The organism is Streptomyces sp. NBC_01474, from assembly GCF_035918215.1.
Lineage (GTDB): Bacteria > Actinomycetota > Actinomycetes > Streptomycetales > Streptomycetaceae > Streptomyces > Streptomyces aureus.
The window spans coordinates 2354412-2372265 of sequence record NZ_CP109449.1 but is presented as its reverse complement, the minus strand read 5'-3'; the positions used below and the strand labels follow the sequence as shown (position 1 = coordinate 2372265).

Sequence of the window (17854 nt, the reverse complement as noted above, 5' to 3'; positions counted from 1 at the left end):
GCGCACTCTTGTGTACGAGTGTCATGGCGCATATGTGATGCGTCCATGCGTTTTTGCTGGTGGCTCGACAGTTGACACGCGAGCCATCGTGCACTTTTGTGTATCAACGTAAATAAGTGCACGCCTGGGTCTCCCCAGCGTCGTGGAGAGAGGGCCCCTGTCATGACCACCGACAAGGATTTGCACTTCCGAGGAGGAAGGGCGCTGGCGTTCGTGCCAGTCGTCGTGTTCCTCGGGTTCTGCGTAGTCTTCTTCGTCGTCTTCAAGGCGTTCGACATGACGGCGCTCGCCACAGGCGGTGTCGTCGCCCTGCTCGTCGGCGCGCTGGTCGCCAAGTCGTACGGCTCCTACTGGTCCGCCGTGACACGAGGGATCGGGTCACCCACCGCGGTGACCATCGTGATGATCCTCTTCTGCGTGGGGATGATGTCCGCGCTGATCAAGGCGACCAACGTCTCGGGCGGCTTCGTGTGGCTCGCCGACCTCCTCGGCGTCCACGGGGGCACCTTCACCCTCTTCACGTTCGTCGCGGTGTGCATCATCTCGATGTCGACAGCCTCGTCCATCGGCACCATGTTCACGGCGTTCCCGATCTTCTACCCGGCCGGCGTGCTCCTCGGGGCCCAGCCCGCCCTCCTCGCCGCCGCGATCATCTCTGGTGCGATCTTCGGCGACAACGTGGCCCCGATCTCCGACACCACCGTCATCTCGTCGTCGACGCAGACGTTCCGCCGCAAGGCCGGCACCGCCGACATCGCAGGCGTCGTGCGCAACCGTGCCCGCTTCGCCTTCACCACGGCGGGCTTCGCAGCCATAGGGTTCTTCCTGCTCGGAGCCTCGGGCCACGCCACCAGCTCCGCACACTCCCAGCAGCTGCTGGAGCACGCCTCCAACCCTCGCGCCCTGGTGATGCTCATCCCCGTCGCGCTCATGCTCACCGTGGCGCTGCTCACCCGTGACATCTTCAAGGCGGTCACGGTCGGACTGGGCACGGGCATCATCACCGGCCTCGCCTCGGGCCTGCTCACTGTCTCCGGCATCATCGGCGTCACCGACGGAGCCCCCACCGGATTCCTCGTACAGGGCGTCTCCAACATGCTCAGCGTGATCGCCCTCGTGGTGGCCGTCTTCGGCATCATGGGCGTACTCACCGCCGCCGGCGTCCTCGACTGGCTGGTGAGCGCGCTGACCAACGGTCGCCTGTCCCGTACCCCCCGCGGCGCGGAGTTCGCGATCGGCATCGGGATCTCGGCCACCACCCTGCTGTTCGGCGGCGTGAACTCGGCCGCGATGCTCACCTTCGGCCCCGTCGCCGACGAGATCGGCGCCCGCGTCGACCTGCACCCCTACCGCAGGGCGGTCGTCATGGACTGCTTCGCGATGGGCATCGCCGCCATCGTCCCTGTCCTCAGCGCCTACCTGTTCATCGGCGCGCAACTCACGACCGGCATCAAGGGCGCCCCGGCCCTGACCACCACCGAGATCTTCGTCGCCATGCTCTACCCGCTCATCCTCACCGTCGTCATGGTCGTGGCAGCGGCGACCGGATGGGGTCGCCGCTTCGAGGGCGCGGACGGCGTCGAACTGAAGCAGCCCGAGCCCAGGACCGAGCCCGCACCGGCCCTGGTCTGAGCGGCACCCCCCAGCACACACCCTGCACAGGCAGCAGCAAGCAGTAGTCGGAGCAGCCCTCATGGATCGCAACACTGTCAACTGGCGTGGCTACATCCCCGCCATCACCACACCGTTCACCCGTGAGGGCGTGCTCGACACCGACGCGCTGCACGTACAGGTGGACTGGCTCGTCAAGGAAGGTATCCAGGGCGCGATCCTGGCCGGTACCAGCGGCGAGTGGTTCTCCATGTCGACAGCGGAGCGCGCACAGCTGTTCGCGGCAGGCGCCGAGCACCGTACCGACACCTTCCCGGTCATCGGCGCCTGCAACGCATTCACCCCGCACGAGGCGATCACCCACGCCCGCGCGGCCGAGGCAGCGGGCCTCGACGGCATTCTCCTCACCCCGCCGCCCTACATCGTGCCCAACCGCAAAGAGATCATCGCGTTCTACCGGGCGGTGAGCGATGCCACCGACATCCCGATGACCGTGTACAACTGGCCACGTGGCTGCGTCGTGGACATGGACGTGGACCTGCTGACCGAGCTCGCACAGATCGAGAACGTCGTCGCGATCAAGAACTCGACAGGAGACTTCGCGAGCTTCCTCGCCGGGATGTACGCGCTGGAAGGCCAGGTCCGCTACTTCGGCCTGCCCACCAACGCACTCGGCGCCGACCTCGCGATCCTCGGCCACGGCGACGGCCTGATGGGAACGGGCGGCATCCTCGGACGCGACCAGGCCGACTTCTGGAACGCCATCGACACCGGGGACCGTGAACGCGCCATTCGCCTGGGAGCGAAGGACCGCGTCTACATGAACGCCTGGTTCCGTCCCGACTACGGCGTGCAGTTCGGCAACCAGCAGGCGATCATCAAGACCGCGCTGCGGCTGCGCGGCGTCCCCGCGGGATTCGTACGGGCGCCGCTGCTCGAACTCACCCCCGAGGAGATTGCCCGGGTCGAGGCGACCCTGCACCAGCTCGGCATCGTGACGGTCCCCCTCGCCCATGTCTGACCACTACGACGTCGCTGTTGTCGGGGGCGGCCTGCTCGGCTGCCTCACGGCATGGATGGCCGCCCGCGACGGCGCGCGGGTGCTCCTGGTCGACAAGGACCAGGTGAACCAGCACGCCTCGGGCCAGAACGCCGGAAGTCTGCACTTCCAGCTCGAATACCGCATGGTCGAGTCAGGTGAGGAAGCCGCGCGCGTCGCGGCGGAAGCGATGCCGCTCCACCTCGACGCCGCCGCGATGTGGGCACGCATGGAGGACGAGATCGGCGAACCGTTCGGCGTGCGCCAGACCGGCGGGCTCATGGTCGCCGAGAACGCCGACCAGGTCGGGATGCTCGAGTTCAAGGCGGAGCTGGAACGCTCCTGGGGCCTCGACGTGCGCACACTCGACCGCTCCGAGCTCGATGTCGTCGCGCCCTACCTCTCACCGGCCATCGTCGCGGCCAACCTCAGCCCGCTGGAGGGCAAGGCCGACGCCCGCATCGCCGCTCCGGCCGTCGCCCGCGCGGCCGTCGCCGCCGGAGCCACCGTGCGCACACGCTCCCAACTGGCCGGCGCGCACCGCGTACCGGCCGGATGGGACCTTTCCCTCCGGGAGACGTCCGCTACGGGGGAGGAGGGGACCCACACCGTCCGGGCCGCCGCGGTCGTGCTCGCCGCCGGAGTGTGGACGACCGAACTCGGCCGGGTCTTCGACGCCGACCTGCCCACCGTCCCGCTGGCCCTCACCATGACGGTCACCTCGAAGGTGCCCCGGTTCATCCCTCATCTCGTCCAGCACGCCGGCGCGCGCCTGTCGCTCAAGCAGTCACTCGACAGCACGGTCCTCATCGGCGGCGGGTGGCCCGCGCGGCTGATGCGGGACGCGGACGGCTCCCCGGCGTTCGACCGCAAGCACCAGCTCATTCCGCAGTCGATCGCAGGCAACGCCCGCGCGGCCGTGAAGACCATCCCCGCGCTGGACCGGGTACCCGCCGTGCGCAGTTGGGTCGGCACCACCACGGTGGCCCCCGACCAGCTCCCGCTCGTCGGAGCGGTCAAGGGCGCCCCGGGAGTATTCGTTGCCACCGGCGGATCCGCGTTCACGCTCGGACCGAGCTTCGCACGAGTGCTGACCGCCCTCATTTCCGGGCACTCGTCTGATGTCGACCTCGCGCCGTACGACCCGGCCCGCTTCGCAGAAAGGAACGCCTGATGTCCCGGAGCGATGCCTGGCGCCGCACCGCGCAAGCACGCGGAGCTGCCGTGACCTTCACCGTGGACGGCGAGCCCGTTCACGCCTGCGCGGGCGAGACCGTGGCCACAGCCATGCTGGCCACAGGAACCACCTTCGAACGCGACCGCACCGGAGCTCCTCGAGCGCCACTGTGCAACATGGGAACGTGCTTCGAGTGCGTCGCCACGGTCGACGGCCGCCCTCTGACGCGCACCTGTCTCACCCCGGCCCGCGAAGGCCTGACCATCGAGACCGCCGGGAGGCTGTGATGTTCGATCTCGCGATCGTCGGCGCAGGCCCGGCGGGCATGTCCGCGGCACTCACTGCAGCCGATCACGGCCTGACCGTCGTCGTCGTCGACGAGCAGCAGCGAGCAGGCGGCCAGATTTTCCGCCAGCCACCCGAGGATTTCTCGGGAAGCGCCCTGCACCCCACCGCCGGCTACGGCTGGGCCACCGACCTCATCCGCCGCTTCGAGACGGACAGCCGGCTGACGACGGAGTTCGGCTGGTCGGCGATCGGCGTGCTGAGCGACGACACCGAGCCCGACTGCCTGCGCGTAGCGATCAACCACCCGGAGCACGGGACTCGCGTGCTGGGCACGCGACGGCTGCTGATCGCCACCGGCGCCTACGACCTTCCCGTGGCCTTCCCTGGCTGGACGCTGCCCGGCGTCATGACCGCCGGCGGAGTCCAGACCCTCGTGAAGGCACAGAAGATCGCACCCGTCGGCGACGTCGTACTGGCCGGGGCACACCCCCTGCTCCTGCTCGTGGCCGACCTCCTCGTCCGCGACGGCGTACCCGTACGCGAGGTCGCCTTCGCCCAGAGCATCCCGACACCAGCGGAGATGCTGCACGCTCTCGGAGCCGTACCCGGCCACCTGCGGATGCTCGCGGAAACAGGCGCGATCCTGGCTCGACTGACCCGCAAGGGCATCCGGGTCTCACCCCGGACCATCGTGACGGCCGCCCACGGCACCGATCGCGTCTCCCGAGTCGAGCTCGCCCGGGTGAACCGGCAATGGAAGGTCACCGGCACCCCCCGCCAGGTTCCCGCCTCCCACCTGGTTCTCGGGTACGGCTTCTCCGCATCGACGGAACTCGCCCGCCAGATCGGATGCGACCTCGTGTACGACTCGCCGCGAGGCGGCTGGGTGGTCGCACACGACGAACGGCTTCAGACATCCGTCCCCCACGTGTTCGTCGCCGGTGAGCCCACAGGCGTCGCCGGCGCCGACCAGTCCCGCGCCGAAGGCGCACTCGCGGCTCTCGGCGTTGCCGTCAGCCTCGGATGCGCCGTGCCCCGGGCGTCATTCACCGAAGCGGAACGGCACATCCGCAAGGCGACCCAGTTCTCCACCGTGGTGCAGCGAATGTTCGAGCCGGCCCGGGAAGCACTCGGCGACCTCGCCACACGGGAGACCACCATCTGCCGATGTGAACTGGTCACCCGCGACACCCTCGACGACTTCCTCGAATCGTCCCCGTTCGTCAGCAGCGTCAACGCGGTCAAGCTCTCCTGCCGTACCGGCATGGGCCCCTGCCAGGGGCGCTACTGCGAGAACAGCGTCGGCGCGATCCTCGCGACCGCACGCAAGCAACCGATCGGACTCGGCGGACGCTTCTCCGCTCACCTGCCGATCAAGCCCGTGCCAGTCGGGGACCTCCAAGCCCTCGACGCACCCCCCGAGCAGTCCAACCCGAACGATCCAGGCATTCCGCCCCACTGAGCCTCAGCGGGGCCACCGATCGGGTGACGGTGGCGGGGCAGGCACGGGCGCAGGGTGTGCGTGCGGCGCCATCGGGTCCCGTCGCGTGGACCCAGCAGATCACGCCGGTGGGCGCATCGGTCCACAACAGGTACGCGATGACACGACCGCATCGCGCCGCGACCTGCTTCTCCGGGGTGCGTGACGGCTACGGATCGATACGAGGGCGGTTGCCGCCACCGCCGCCGGGAGGTGCCGCTCCGCCCTGCCCCGCCGGATTCCGCTGGTAGAGGCGTTGAATGTCGTGCGCGGTGACGATACCGCCGAGGCTGCCGCCGTCCATGACCAGGATGGGCAGTCCGCCGCCGGAGCCGAGGCGCTCCAGGACGGCAGTCAGCAGCTCGTCCGGTGTGGCGAGCGTGCACTTGGACAGCGGGGTCGCCAGGTCCCGTACCCGCAGCGCCTGCTGCCGCCCTGACGGCACGGCAGTCAGCCTGCGCAACTGCACGACCCCGCTGGGGCGGCCCTCGAAGTCCACCAGCGCCAACACCGAATGTCGCGTCCGAGCGGCCACGTCGGCAAGGAAGCGGTCCACGGTCAGCCACTCGGGACCGGTGACCACCGGGCTGGTCATCGCCTGAGTCACCCGCAGGCCGCGCACGGCCATGGACAGCTGGGCCCACCGCCGTTCGGCCCCGGCGGTGACCGCCACGAACACGCCGATGACCATCAGCCACAGTCCACCCGACACCCCCCGCACGAACGTCAACCAGCCCAGCACGGCCAGCACCATGCCGATGACCTGTCCGCTGCGCCCGGCCGCCAGCTGGGCCCGCTCGCGGTCCCGCGTACGCCACCACAACACGGCCTGGAGCACCCGGCCCCCGTCCAGCGGCGTGGCCGGCAACAGGTTGAAGACGCCCAGCAGCACGTTCATGCCACCCAGCCAGCCCAGCATGGCAACCGGCATCCGCCAGCCCAGCGCCGCATGTACGCCCACCGCGCCTGCGATGGTGGCCCCGCCGAGCAGCAGGCTGGCCAGCGGACCGCTGACGGCGACCACGAACGCCGCCCGCGCCGTCGTCGGCCGGTCCATCCGGGTCATTCCACCGAGCGCCCACAGCGTCACGTCCCGCACCGGTATCCCGGCTCGGCGGGCCGTCAGCGCATGCGCCGCCTCATGCACGACCAGACTCGCCAGCAACAGCAGAGCACCGACCACTCCGGCGACCGCGTACACCACCGGCGCCCAGCCCGGCGCGTACGCAGGCAGGGTCCGGCCGGCCAGACCGTACGCCAAGAGCAGCATGATCAATGGCACGCTCCAGTGCGCCCGCACCGGCACTCCCCGCACACTCCCGATCCGGATCAAACCCTTCATCGCCCTCACCCGCGACAGGAGACAGGTAGCGCAGCCCCGACCACCGTCCGGGCTCCCTTCTATGGTCCGTCGGGCACCCCACAACCGGAAACCTGTGAGCGATCACGTCATTTCATGATCGCTCACAGAACTGACGACCCCAGGCCCGCGCGGACCAGGAACCGCGCCAGGGATCTTCCGCCTGCGCGCCGCGCCCGCGACCTGGTCGCGCGCCACCACGTGGCCCGTTCTCGGCCGGAGCGCTCGGGCTGTCCACGTACCGTGCACTCCATCCGGATCCTGGTTCTGCGCCTGGCGCGGGATCCCACGTGGGGCTGCAGGAGGGTGCACGGCGAACTGCTTGTGCTGGGGATCAAGGTGGCCGCTTCCACGGTGTGGGAGATCCTGCGGGATGCCGGGATCGACCCGGCGCCCGAACCGAGTTCCAGCACGTGGGCCGACTTCTTGTGTTCCCAGGCCGAGGCGTTGTTGGTGTGTGGTTTCTTCGAGACGGTCACCCTGACCGGAGCGCGGCTGTACGTGTTCGCAGTGATCGAGCATGCCAAGCGCCGGATTCGGGTCCTGGGCGCGACCGCGCGCCCCTGTCGGGAGCCTGGGTGGTGCAGGCAGCGAAGAATCTCGTCATGGATCTGGAGGGCGCGGGCTGCCGAGCGAGGTTCTTGATCCGGGACAGGGACGGCAAGTTCCCTGAGTTGTTCGACGCCATGTTGAAGGACGCGGGCATCGAGGTCGTGCTCAGCGGAGTTCAGATGCCGCGAATGAATTCGATTATGGAGTGGTGGGTGCAGACCACGGTCGTGGTGGAGCAGTTGCAGATCACGAACATGGTCAAGTCCGCCAAGGGAACCATCGAGAACCCGGGGAAGAACGTCGCGCAGAAGTCCGGCCTGAACCGTTCCATCAGCCAAGAGGCGTGGGGCCGCACCGTGACATTGCTGACGTACAAAACCGCCCGAAACGGCGGAACCCTGGTCAAGGTCCCCGCCCCGAACACCTCCCTGCGCTGCTCCGCGTGCGGATTCATCACGCCCGGCAGCCGCGAAGACCAGGCCACGTTCGTATGCAAGAACCCGGCCTGCGGATGGTCGGCGAATGCCGACTGGAACGCGGCCCGGAACGTCTTGCACCTGTACCGGATCGGCCTCGTGACGATCCCGGCTGCCGGGAGGGCAGTCGTCAGGCGCACCCGTGGCGTCAAGCCCGCTGCCGCAAGGTAAGCAGGAATCTCCTTCCTGAGCCTGCGAAGGGAGGAGAGCACTTCAAAACTCCCATAGGTCCCATCAGGGCATCGCGAACGCCCGACCGCTACACCTGTTGCCCCAGGTGATCGCCGATCCAGGGCAGACCACCCGCCTCGACATACGCAGGCGTGAACGCCTGGGTGGCATCCTCCACGCGTACGAACATGCCGCGTGATCTGGGCGGACGAGGTTCCGGCAAGGGCACCGTCAGTCCAGCCAGACGAGCATCGCGTCGTCCGCTCTGGCAGCAGCCTCGAAGAACTGTGTGAGGTCGTCGTACCAGGGACGCCCCCACTCCAGCGAGCCGGGCTCACCCCATCGGAGCGGGTACACCTCGGCGCTGGTCAGTTCAGCGGGGTCCACCCCACTGAACAGCTGGGCATAGGTGGTAGTCCGCAGGACTTCCGCCGCCAGCCGGACCCGTTCAGGCCGCAGGTACCTCGGAGGCCCGTACCCCCAGTCCTCATCCTCGGCGAACGGCTCCTCCCCGTGAATCACGTTCACCGGGAACTCGGCACGCGCCATCAGGAAGCGGAGCATGTCCCAGGCCTTGTACGTGCTGAAGTGGCGCGCTTCGGCCGGCGCAGGCTCCGACTCCTCCTTGGCATCCTGGACCTCTTCGACCAAGCCCAAAGCCCAGTCAGGATCTTGGATCACCCGATCAAGCTCAGCAGCCGTGACGCGCAGGTACTCACCGATCATGCTCAGGGCCGGAGACTAAGCGAGACCACTGACAACGGCCGTCGGACGGGCCCGTCTCGGTTCACGCGGAGGTGGGTGGTGACGCCGGCGAGGTGGACGCGGCGGGCGCCGTGTTCGATGAAGATCAGGGTGTACAGGCGCTTGAGCGCCACGGTGTCGAGGTGCAGGAAGTCGGCAGCAATAATGCCGTGGGCCTGGGCGGTCAGGAACTGTCGCCAGGTCGTGCCGGAGCGCTGCGGGGCGGGGTCGATTCCGGCTGCGTGGAGGATCTCCCAGACTGTGGACGGGGCGATCGGGTAGCCGAGGCGGGCGAGTTCGTCCTGTATCTGGAGGTGGCCCCAGTTGCTGTTCTCCCGGGCCAGGCGCAGGATGAGATGTTCGAGCGGCACAGGGTCGGGACCAACCGCTTCGCAGCGGGGGCGGAGCTGGTTACCCGCGAGGCCGGGGCGGCCGGCCGGTCTGGAAGGGCACCGTTATGGCCGAACAGATCGTCTTGGGCGCGGCTAAGGATGTGGACCACAGTCGGGAGCTGCTCTCGCCGAGTGGCTGACCAGGAGCTGGTGACCAGTGCGTGAGACGCCAGTGGTGGCGGTCACCGCCGTTCACGAACTGGCCCTTGCGCAGGCCTTGATCGGGCACGGGCCGGCCGTCTTCACCGCACGCTTCTGGGCATCCCACGCCGCCTGGAGACGTGAGGAGGGATGGCAATGCGAACGAACATCATCCGGCACGAGAACATGATGGTGAGCTACGACGTGGTCAACGGCTGGACCGTCATCGAGGTCGACGGTGAGGTCGACGCCCACACCGCCCCCGTGATCCGCGAAGGAGTGATCAAGCTCCTCAATGAGGGACACTGCCATTTCGTCCTGGACCTGGGCTTTGTCACCTTCATGGATTCGATGGGGCTGGGCATGATCGTGGCGATCACCAAACGCCTCCGTGAACACGAAGGGGCACTGCGTATCGCGTCCGCCTCCAGCCGGGTACTGAAGATCTTCGATGTGAGCGGCATGCGCGAGAGCTACGAAATCCTCCCCTCGACAGCGGAAGCGACGGCGTCTGCTCCCTTGCCTGGCAGCCTCGCGCACTGGCCGCATCCATCCTCCGGCTGAGGAGGGCGCCACTGTGTGTCGGGTGTGCGGCAACTTGGGGGTCTCGGCAGCCCACCGGACGGGCTGTGGGAGATCGCCAGGTCGTTGATTCCGGCGGATCGGGTGCGGCCGCACGGTGGCGGAAAGCAGAACACGCCTGATGAGAGGCTGTTCGCCGCGATCATCTATGTACTGGTCAGCGGTTGCGCCTGGCGGGCGTTGCCGCCCTGTTTCGGGGTGTCGAAGTCGACGGTGCACCGGCGGTTAATGATCTGGGCCAGAGCCGGTGTGCAGGGTCGGCTACACGAGGCGGTTAATGCATTCTCGTCGTTGACCACATCCTGCGACAGCTACCGCGCGCCGTCAGCACCGAGCACGGGGCCTTCCCCGTGATCGTGGACACCGGTTGTCATGCGGCGGTGGCCAGCGTAGTTGATCGCTGCTCGTAGGTGATCGGGCTGATCTGGCCGAGGCGGGAGTGCCGTCGGCGGGTGTTGTAGCGGGTCGCCCAGCGGAAGACCGCGAGGCGGGCCTCACGCGCCCCGTTCCACCGCTTCCGCCCCTGCAGCGTCTCGCGCTTCATGGTCGCGTTCAGACTCTCCGCGGCGGCGTTGTCCGCACTCGTGCCGACCGCGCCGCGCGATCTGGTCACGCCAAGCTCCGAGCAGACCTGGGCGAACTCCTTCGACACATATTGCGCCCCGTTGTCGCTGTGAAATATCGCCCCGCGCAGACCGTCCCCGCCGCGGGCCCTCGCTGCGGCCCTGAGCGCGTCGGTGACCAGCGAGGTCCGCATGTGGTCGGCGATCGACCAGCCCGCCAGGCGTTTCGAGCACAGGTCCAACACCGTTGCCAGATAAAGAAATTGGCCGTTGCCGATCGGGAGATAGGTTATGTCGCCCACGTACTTGGTGTTCGGCACCTGGGCAGCAAAGTCCCGCTGGAGCAGGTCCGGCACCGGTGTCGCCGACGGCTCGGGAATGGTGGTGCGGACCTTCTTGCGCAGGTGCAGCCCGACGATGTGGAACTTGCGCATGACGCGCTCGACCCGCTTGTGATTGACCGGCCTCCCGGCATCCTTCAGCTCGGCGGTGACGCGCGGAACCCCATAGGTGCCGTCCGATTCCTGATGGATCCGGTTGATGTGCTCGGCGAGCTCGGCATCCGCCCTCGCCCGGCCGGCCCGCGCCGATGCGCCAGCCAGCCACCGGTAGAAGCCGGACCGCGAGACCGCGAGTATCCGGCACAGCCGCTTGACGCCGAAGGCGCCACGGTGATCCTCGACGAACTGGAAGCGGCTGCTCACCAACTGGTCTCCGCCGCAAAATACTTCGCGGCCCTCCGCAGGATCTCCCGCTCGAGCTCGAGTTCCTTCACCCGCGCCCGCAGCTGCCGGTTCTCCTTCTCCATCAAGGTGGCCTCCACGGCCCCGGGCCGGGCGGCCTGCCCGGCATCCCGCACCCACGTGCGCAGCGTCTCGTGGTTAACGCCCAGATCCTTGGCCACCGACGCGTACGTCCCACCCGGGCTCGAGTGGTACAGCGCGACGGCATCGGCCCGGAACTCAGGCGAGTACTTCGACGTCCCCAACGGGAACTCCTGTCCTATGGATCATCACGATCCAATGATCAGGGTGTCCACGCTCAAGGGGAAACGCCCCACCTCGCAGTGGTGCTCGGCCTTGCCTGCATCCATACCAGCCCACAGTTGGGGCACGGCCGCCTCCTAAGTCGTTCCGCTATCTGTCGCAGCAGACGACCTCGCCAGCGTGTCCTTGCCAAGCGACCTTTGCCGCGCATCCCAATGAGTGGTCGAGAAGTCCGAAGGCAGTGGCTGGTGCATCAGCCACAGGTCGAGCTGCTCGACCCCCAGCTTGGTCGTGACGAAGAGGTCGGAGCGGTCGACGCCGGAGCGGGAGATCGCCTCGCCGACTAGGTGCGTATGGACCTCTCGGCGTGGGCGTTCACGTCCCAGCACTGCCCGGTACGGGCTGAGTGCAGGGACCGGATGCTGATTTGCAACGAGCAGCGCGGTCCGAGCCCCTCCGTCGACCCCGCCCTCATACCGTTCCACGCCCAGCACACTCAACGCCGCGACGCCCCGGCGGACTCATCCACGAGTACTGCGAAGGCGCCTGACGAAGATCCCATATGGGTGACGAAATGCCAGCTCAGGGCGCCTGCATGACAATTGGCGCCCTGCAGTGGAGTGGAACGGAGCGGGGAGACGCCGAAGCACTTCCAGTCGGCCACTCTCACTCACTCTCGTCGTTGAGGCCTGACGCCTCAAGATCGGACCGGAAGTGAAGCGAACTAACTTCATTTTCTGGAAGCTAGCCCGACGTAGGCCCGTAGTCAACGTATCTGCCCAGGTTCGGCACGCCTATTGACTGGATCGCGGAGCACGCACTTCAATCAACCCGACTTCGATTCAGTTTCCCACGAACGAACCGCGAGCCCTGTCGGCGCTCGTGGAAAACCGCGCCTGCCGATCTCAGACCGCGGGGCGATCCTCGATCAGGGAGAACGTCACATCATGTACGTCCAGGTTGATCTCCGGTCACCAGCCGCATCCACTGTGCTGCTGGAAGCAGACGACTTCCGGTCCCTCAAAGTCGTTGTCCTGAGCGATGACGGCAACACGGAACGCTTGGCACAGGCACTTGCAGGTGTGGGGACGGTAGACGTTGACGGGCATGCCTGCCTGCTGGTTGAAGCCCTGCGGCGGCTCAGCGGCGAACGCGCCGCCGAGCTCGAGTGGCTAGCTGACTTCGATGCAATGATCGACGACGCCCGGGCCAGAGGATGGCTCATGGCCGGCACGTCGGTCCGCGCACACGTCGAGTCGCAGCAGGGCGGGCCACGATGACGCCGTCGTCCGTGGGGACCCGGGACACGCTGTCTCCCGATGATTTCCGGTACGTCATTGGGCACTTCGCCAGCGGCCTCACAGTCGTCTCCGCGCGTCATGACGGCAGGCCGTGTGGCACGACCGTCAGCGCAGTCAGTTCACTGTCGCTCGAACCCCCGATGCTTCTGGTCTGTATGAATCGGCAGTCCGTGACTGCGCAGGCGATCGCCGGCTCCCGCACCTTCGCCGTGAACATCCTCAGCGAGGACCAGGTCGGCACAGCTGAGCGATTCGCGCGCAAGGGCGGCGACAAGTTCGCCGACGTGCCCTTCTCAGGGGCTCCTGACGGGCCGCCGCTGTTGGATGGGTCCCTCGCGATCCTCGAATGCCGGGTTGCGCAGGAAGTGAGCGGCGGCACTCATTCTGTCTTCCTCGCAGAGGTCGACCGGGCTCGTGCGCGCGATGGATCCCCACTCGCTTACTTTCGTGGCCGGATGGGACGACTGGATGACGAACTCCGGGGCCGGATGTAGGGGCAGGAGGCATCTTCCCGTCGGCTTCTGGATGGGGTGACGCAGGACGCACGAACATCGATGGCGCAACGGCTCCCCACTCTGCCGGAGCCGACCTGCTGTGCCGCTTCACGAATGCCATCAATCGCTTGAACTTCGACGCGAGGCGGGACGGTGCTCATCACCGGCCCTACGAGCCGTTGCCATCCGGCTCCAACCTTCTCACCGCAAGGAATCTCCGTGATCGACCTTCACGGCGAAGTCGCCATTCTCGCCGGCGCCGCCTCTTACCACGACGACGACCCGTACCAGGTCGGGCAAGGAGCAGCCACCGCGCGCACGCTCGCGCGGCTCGGCGCCGCCTTCGTGCTGGCGGACATCAATAGTGCCGTCGCCGCGAAGTGCGTCCAACTGCGCGGGAGCGACGTCGGACCCGAGCGCTCCCCATGAAAAGCCGCCCAGATTCCCTGTGCGGATCGAACCAGACTCAGTGAGGACGTCTTATGGAACAAGACGCACTGCGGCAGACGAACACCACCGTCGCCGAACGGTATCTCCAGGCGATCAACGACTGGGACTTCGACGTCAAACGTGAACTGCTCGCGCCCGACGTGGTCTTCGAGATGCGGTGGGCGCCGGAGGGGTTCCCGCGCCGCATCGACGGGGTGGAGGCCGTCATGGAGTTCCTCGCTCCGCTGCCTGAGTCCATCGTCACCGAGGGTCTGTACGACATCCGCGTCGAGACCCTGCACTCCGACCCCGGCCAGGTTGTTGCCTTCTACAAGAGCGACATGAAGATGGTGCGGCCGGTCGAGTACAAGAACGAGTACGTCACCTGCTTCACCATCCGGAACGGCAAGATCGCCCACTTTCGGGAGTACTACGACCCGATTCCGCTGGTCGTCGCCTTCGGCGGCAGTGTGACACCGCCATTGCTCTGAGGTGCGCTCACTCTGCCCCATCCCCTCCGCCCGGGACCGCTTGCCAACGAGAGGCTCATTCACCATGTCCGCATCGCCTTACCCCACCAACTTCGGCGTCTTCATGGCTCCCTTTCATAAGATCGGCGTCAGTCCGACCGTTCTCTTCGAGAGGGACCTCGCCATCGTCGAGATGGCCGACCGGCTCGGCTTCCAGGAGGCCTGGCTAGGTGAGCACCACTCCGGAGGCCACGAGCCGATCGGATCCCCGGAGCTGATGCTCGCCGCGGTCTCACGGAGCACGCGCAACATCAAGCTCGGCACAGCGGTGAACTCGCTGCCCTACCACAACCCCTTCCTGCTCGCGGAACGGTTGGTGACACTCGACCATCTCACCCACGGACGCGCGATCATGGGCTTCGGCCCGGGGCAACTGCTCTCGGACGCCTACATGCTCGGCATCGACCCGGCCACCCAGCGCGACCGGATGCTCGAGGCGGCTGACGTCATCATGCGGCTCCTGCGTGGCGAGACCGTCACAGAGAAGACCGACTGGTACGACCTGCACGAGGCAAAGCTGCAACTGCGCCCCTACACCGTCCCTGAGCTGGACGTGGTCGTCGCTGCAGTCACCTCGCCATCGGGTCCGGTGACCGCAGGCAGGCTCGGCATTGGCATGATCAACCTCTCCGCGAGTTCGGCGGCGGCCTTCGAGGCGCTCCGGACGCACTGGAGTATCGCGGAAAAAGAGGCCGCGGCCCACGGCAGGACCATCGACCGCAAGAACTGGCGCCTCTCCGCGATCACCCACATCGCCGAGACCGAGGATCAGGCGCGCAAGGACTGTACGTACGGGTTTGAGGAGATCTGGAACTACCTCGCCCACATCTCGCCAATGCCCGCTTCGGAGAAGCCGGACATCGAGGGAATGATCGAAGAAGCAATCGAGTCCGGGGCGGTCCTGATCGGAACGCCGGACACGGCCATCGAGCTCATCCGAAAACTGGCGGACCAGACCGGCGGCTTCGGCAGTTTCGTGATGACACTGACCGACTTCACCACCTTCGACAAGCAAAAGCGCGCGCTTGAACTCTGGGCCGAGTACGTCATCCCGGAGTTCCGGGGCCAGCTGCAACCCATCCGAGAGCACAACGCATGGGTCCGCGACAACGAGTGGAAGACCAAGACGATGGCGGCGATCAGTGCCGCTTCCGAGAAGTACGCCCAGGAGGCGACCACCGCCCGTTGACCTGCATCGATGGCGGCCATCGTTGCCGAACGCAAAGGTCATCGCCCCTTGGGCGCGCACGACAAGGCGGGTGGGCGTGGGTCGTGCAGCTGTCGCGAACAGCGCGCTACGAGGCGTTGTGCAGCCGAACGGCCGCGAACGGTCGGCAACAATTCGTCAACTGGGGGTCAAGGGGTCGCAGGTTCAAATCCTGTCGTCCCGACCAGCGTTTACGCAGGTCGCAGGCCGTCTCCGCAGAATTGCGGAGGCGGCCTTTCTGGTGCTCGGGCCGGGTGTTGTCGCACGGTTGTCGCGCCCTGGCGCCCCTGATGGCCGTCGATGGTGTTCTGGCCGCCGTGCGGAGGGATCGCGAGCTGCGCGGCCGACTCGGTCGTGTTCGCCGCGGCGGGCAGCTCGCCCGGTAGCGGCGATCGAGCTCGGCGGCGATTCGCTCGCCCTCGACCGACTACGCGTACCGGATCGCCCACCCGAGCACCTCGTCGCCGAACGGCGAGAGATACGAGGTGAGTTGACCGGGCGGGAACAGCTCGGCGAGCGACTGCCGACGGTCGGCGTCGGCTGCCAGGGGCGGCGCGCTCGGAGGCGTCGGTGAGGCGGGCACGCGGGGCGAGCTACTCGTCGGACAGACCCACCAGATCCGAGCGCACCTCGGGCAGGCGGGCGGCTACATCACGCCAGCCAACTCAGAGTCCACGCACAGCACTTGAGCGTTGTCGAGGTGCGGGAGTATGCGGGCCAGCTCAGCGTCGGCAAACGGCGTCTGAACCGCTGCGAACAGCGTGCATCGACTGGGGGTCCAGGGGGCGCAGGTTCAAATCCTGTCGTCCCGAGTTGTGTTGTCGAAGGTCGGAGGCCGTTCTCTCGTGATCGAGAGGGCGGCCTTTCGTGTTTCCGGGGCGTGGTGGTGCCTGCTGCTCGGTGTCGTCTGTGGCCTCATCACCCGTCGACGCGTTCGAGCTGTGGGACCCGGCCAAGCTGGGCGCCCTGGCCGCGCGCACTGCCGTCGCCCTCGAGTCCGGCCAGATCAGCGGCAAGGAGGGGCATCGCCGCGGAGCTGCTGCTGGAGGAGACAGGAGCGGCGGCGACGGATCGCCGGCACCAATACGTGGTGCTGCAACCGGAGTTGGTGGTGCGCAGGTCGAGCATGGGCGGGCACGACGGCTGAAGCGTGTTGCAGAAGGCTGCGTTCGGTCAGGTCAGCGCGTCGGCGTAGCCATCCCGCCAGAACTTCCTGCCTTCCGTGGTTGGGCGCTGATCCTGTTTGTGGCGGTCGGTGGTGATCTAGCTGGAGCGTCCCGGCTTCGCCGCCGAAACCCCCCAGGTTGCAGCGCTTGTCGGTCAGGGCGAGGAACGGCGGTGGTGCTTGCCCGGGTAGTTCGGCTGGCTTTCGTTCCCGATGTCTCTGCGGGTGCGCACGAGGGTGCCGTCGAGCAGCATGACGGCGCCACCCTTCCCGGCGATCTCCTTCAGGGCGCGGTCCAGGTGCGGAGAGCGGGCCGACAGCAGCTCGATGACTTCCAGCAGCCACCCAGGCAGGTCGCGTCATCGACACGCAGGGAATGGTCAGCCTCGAGGTCGTTTGACTGTGGCCGAAGGCTTTGCCGTCAGGGGTGAACGGCTCGGCAGGAAAGCGAAGAAGCGCTGTTCGCGCCGACCTTGCTCCGCTCCATCGCCCGGTGCGGGCCGCGTGGAGAACGGGTGAGGCAGTGGCCGTTCTCTGCGAAGGTGCCTGCGGCTTCGATGTCCTGCGGTGCTGCTGGACCCCGCACACGTGCAGGAGCGAGGTCAGGACAGTTGACGCCAGGCGTGGGTGAGCGCGTTGCGTAGTTGGGCGGTTTCCGTCGGGGCGAGGCCGTCCGTCATTCGCCGCTCCAGTTCGCGTACAGGTTCTTCGTGGTCCGCAAGGAGCTGGCGGCCGAGCTCCGTCAAGCCGATGAGGAGTTCCCGCCGGTTGGTGGGATTGGCGCGGCGGACGACGTACCCGCAGGCTTCGAGGGTGCGGACCATGTCCGCCATGGACTGGGCGGTGACGAATGAGCTGCGCGCGAGCTGGGCGGCCGTCAGTCCGTCGTGCCGATGGAGCACGGTCAGCGCCGTGTACTGCAGCGCGGTCACGCCCGAGGGCTTGAGCGCTTCGTCCAGCCGGGCCCGGACGACAAGTTCGGTGCGTTTGACCAGGTAGAGGAGAGAAGGAAGGTCCTTCTCCCCTTGGCGGGCCGTCGGTGTGACTGCTTTCGGCACGGCGTCCTCCCGGTGTTGCTGCTTTGAGGGATGCGCGTGGCATGCCCCGTGTAGAAGAGTCACCCTAGCCCATTGACAGGATTCCTGTTGATCGAAAAACTGGCGCTT

Annotated in this window: 16 protein-coding genes and 4 pseudogenes; 14 read left to right on the top strand and 6 right to left on the bottom strand. The window is 67.3% G+C overall.

Translation table 11 applies throughout. The features are described from left to right. Nucleotides 1-162 precede the first annotated feature (162 nt). From OG758_RS11225 to OG758_RS11205, 5 genes are all read left to right on the top strand, one after another. The gene (locus OG758_RS11225) at nucleotides 163-1632 is read left to right on the top strand and encodes a Na+/H+ antiporter NhaC family protein (protein WP_326709854.1); all 1470 of its coding nucleotides are present in this window, start codon (nucleotides 163-165) and stop codon (nucleotides 1630-1632) included. Nucleotides 1633-1693: 61 nt separating this feature from the next. After that, on the top strand, nucleotides 1694-2632 hold the full coding sequence (locus OG758_RS11220; protein ID WP_326709853.1) for a dihydrodipicolinate synthase family protein: 939 nt from the start codon (nucleotides 1694-1696) through the stop codon (nucleotides 2630-2632). Continuing rightward, nucleotides 2625-3824: an NAD(P)/FAD-dependent oxidoreductase gene (locus OG758_RS11215; RefSeq protein WP_326709852.1), complete on the top strand. Its 1200-nt coding sequence runs from the start codon at nucleotides 2625-2627 to the stop codon at nucleotides 3822-3824. Before OG758_RS11220 ends, OG758_RS11215 begins: the two co-directional genes overlap by 8 nt. Then, nucleotides 3824-4114 (top strand): (2Fe-2S)-binding protein, encoded by a 291-nt coding sequence (locus OG758_RS11210; RefSeq protein WP_326709851.1) that lies wholly within the window; start codon nucleotides 3824-3826, stop codon nucleotides 4112-4114. Before OG758_RS11215 ends, OG758_RS11210 begins: the two co-directional genes overlap by 1 nt. After that, the gene (locus OG758_RS11205; protein WP_326709850.1) at nucleotides 4114-5577 is read left to right on the top strand and encodes an NAD(P)/FAD-dependent oxidoreductase; all 1464 of its coding nucleotides are present in this window, start codon (nucleotides 4114-4116) and stop codon (nucleotides 5575-5577) included. Before OG758_RS11210 ends, OG758_RS11205 begins: the two co-directional genes overlap by 1 nt. Before the next feature lie 187 nt (nucleotides 5578-5764). Here the strand turns inward: OG758_RS11205 and OG758_RS11200 are convergent, their stop codons facing one another. After that, nucleotides 5765-6937 carry a site-2 protease family protein gene (locus OG758_RS11200; RefSeq protein WP_326709849.1) on the bottom strand — a complete coding sequence of 391 codons (1173 nt, stop codon included), beginning with the start codon at nucleotides 6935-6937 and terminating at the stop codon, nucleotides 5765-5767. Nucleotides 6938-7138: 201 nt separating this feature from the next. Between OG758_RS11200 and OG758_RS48975 the strand changes: the two are divergent. Continuing rightward, nucleotides 7139-8154, top strand: a pseudogene (locus OG758_RS48975) (zinc ribbon domain-containing protein). Nucleotides 8155-8385: 231 nt separating this feature from the next. Here the strand turns inward: OG758_RS48975 and OG758_RS11185 are convergent. Next, nucleotides 8386-8880 carry a YfbM family protein gene (locus tag OG758_RS11185; protein WP_326709848.1) on the bottom strand — a complete coding sequence of 165 codons (495 nt, stop codon included), beginning with the start codon at nucleotides 8878-8880 and terminating at the stop codon, nucleotides 8386-8388. A 71-nt stretch (nucleotides 8881-8951) separates the two neighbouring features. Continuing rightward, nucleotides 8952-9260: pseudogene (locus tag OG758_RS11180) on the bottom strand (integrase core domain-containing protein); the annotation flags it as partial. A 327-nt stretch (nucleotides 9261-9587) separates the two neighbouring features. Between OG758_RS11180 and OG758_RS11175 the strand changes: the two are divergent. Together OG758_RS11175 and OG758_RS11170 are read left to right on the top strand one after the other, a co-directional pair. Beyond that, nucleotides 9588-9995: an STAS domain-containing protein gene (locus tag OG758_RS11175; RefSeq protein ID WP_326709847.1), complete on the top strand. Its 408-nt coding sequence runs from the start codon at nucleotides 9588-9590 to the stop codon at nucleotides 9993-9995. A 24-nt stretch (nucleotides 9996-10019) separates the two neighbouring features. Beyond that, nucleotides 10020-10289: pseudogene (locus OG758_RS11170) on the top strand (transposase); the annotation flags it as partial. 94 nt (nucleotides 10290-10383) lie between these two features. Here OG758_RS11170 and OG758_RS11165 read toward each other — a convergent pair. Further along, a protein-coding gene (locus OG758_RS11165) for an IS3 family transposase (protein WP_326709846.1) occupies nucleotides 10384-11564 on the bottom strand; the annotation gives its coding sequence in 2 pieces (ribosomal slippage) (nucleotides 10384-11297 and nucleotides 11297-11564; 1182 coding nt in all). A gap of 945 nt (nucleotides 11565-12509) precedes the next feature. On the opposite strand from OG758_RS11165, the gene OG758_RS11160 reads away from it, so the two are divergent. From OG758_RS11160 to OG758_RS11140, 5 genes are all read left to right on the top strand, one after another. Then, entirely contained in the window at nucleotides 12510-12842 is a 333-nt protein-coding gene (locus tag OG758_RS11160; protein ID WP_326709845.1) for a hypothetical protein, read from the top strand. An 11-nt stretch (nucleotides 12843-12853) separates the two neighbouring features. Continuing rightward, a complete protein-coding gene (locus OG758_RS11155) occupies nucleotides 12854-13357 on the top strand; it encodes a flavin reductase family protein (RefSeq protein WP_326709844.1) in 504 nt (167 codons plus the stop codon). Nucleotides 13358-13576: 219 nt separating this feature from the next. After that, complete coding sequence (locus OG758_RS11150; protein ID WP_326709843.1) at nucleotides 13577-13786, top strand: hypothetical protein; 210 nt, start codon at nucleotides 13577-13579, stop codon at nucleotides 13784-13786. 53 nt (nucleotides 13787-13839) lie between these two features. Next, nucleotides 13840-14277 (top strand): nuclear transport factor 2 family protein, encoded by a 438-nt coding sequence (locus OG758_RS11145; RefSeq protein ID WP_326709842.1) that lies wholly within the window; start codon nucleotides 13840-13842, stop codon nucleotides 14275-14277. Between the two features lie 64 nt (nucleotides 14278-14341). Continuing rightward, on the top strand, nucleotides 14342-15505 hold the full coding sequence (locus tag OG758_RS11140; protein WP_326709841.1) for an LLM class flavin-dependent oxidoreductase: 1164 nt from the start codon (nucleotides 14342-14344) through the stop codon (nucleotides 15503-15505). A 445-nt stretch (nucleotides 15506-15950) separates the two neighbouring features. Here the strand turns inward: OG758_RS11140 and OG758_RS11135 are convergent, their stop codons facing one another. Further along, entirely contained in the window at nucleotides 15951-16106 is a 156-nt protein-coding gene (locus OG758_RS11135) for a hypothetical protein (protein WP_326709840.1), read from the bottom strand. Between the two features lie 326 nt (nucleotides 16107-16432). Here OG758_RS11135 and OG758_RS48970 point away from each other — a divergent pair. After that, nucleotides 16433-16594: pseudogene (locus OG758_RS48970) on the top strand (rhamnose ABC transporter substrate-binding protein); the annotation flags it as partial. Between the two features lie 696 nt (nucleotides 16595-17290). Here OG758_RS48970 and OG758_RS11125 read toward each other — a convergent pair. Continuing rightward, nucleotides 17291-17746 (bottom strand): MarR family winged helix-turn-helix transcriptional regulator, encoded by a 456-nt coding sequence (locus OG758_RS11125; protein WP_326709839.1) that lies wholly within the window; start codon nucleotides 17744-17746, stop codon nucleotides 17291-17293. Nucleotides 17747-17854: the final 108 nt, after the last annotated feature.

Coding starts and splice junctions, on each gene's coding strand:
- OG758_RS11225 (WP_326709854.1), top strand. CDS start 163: ATGACCACCGACAAGGATTTGCACTTCCGAGGAGGAAGGGCGCTGGCG.
- OG758_RS11200 (WP_326709849.1), bottom strand. CDS start 6,937: ATGAAGGGTTTGATCCGGATCGGGAGTGTGCGGGGAGTGCCGGTGCGG.
- OG758_RS11185 (WP_326709848.1), bottom strand. CDS start 8,880: ATGATCGGTGAGTACCTGCGCGTCACGGCTGCTGAGCTTGATCGGGTG.
- OG758_RS11145 (WP_326709842.1), top strand. CDS start 13,840: ATGGAACAAGACGCACTGCGGCAGACGAACACCACCGTCGCCGAACGG.
- OG758_RS11205 (WP_326709850.1), top strand. CDS start 4,114: ATGTTCGATCTCGCGATCGTCGGCGCAGGCCCGGCGGGCATGTCCGCG.
- OG758_RS11160 (WP_326709845.1), top strand. CDS start 12,510: ATGTACGTCCAGGTTGATCTCCGGTCACCAGCCGCATCCACTGTGCTG.
- OG758_RS11175 (WP_326709847.1), top strand. CDS start 9,588: ATGCGAACGAACATCATCCGGCACGAGAACATGATGGTGAGCTACGAC.
- OG758_RS11220 (WP_326709853.1), top strand. CDS start 1,694: ATGGATCGCAACACTGTCAACTGGCGTGGCTACATCCCCGCCATCACC.
- OG758_RS11140 (WP_326709841.1), top strand. CDS start 14,342: ATGTCCGCATCGCCTTACCCCACCAACTTCGGCGTCTTCATGGCTCCC.
- OG758_RS11210 (WP_326709851.1), top strand. CDS start 3,824: ATGTCCCGGAGCGATGCCTGGCGCCGCACCGCGCAAGCACGCGGAGCT.
- OG758_RS11215 (WP_326709852.1), top strand. CDS start 2,625: ATGTCTGACCACTACGACGTCGCTGTTGTCGGGGGCGGCCTGCTCGGC.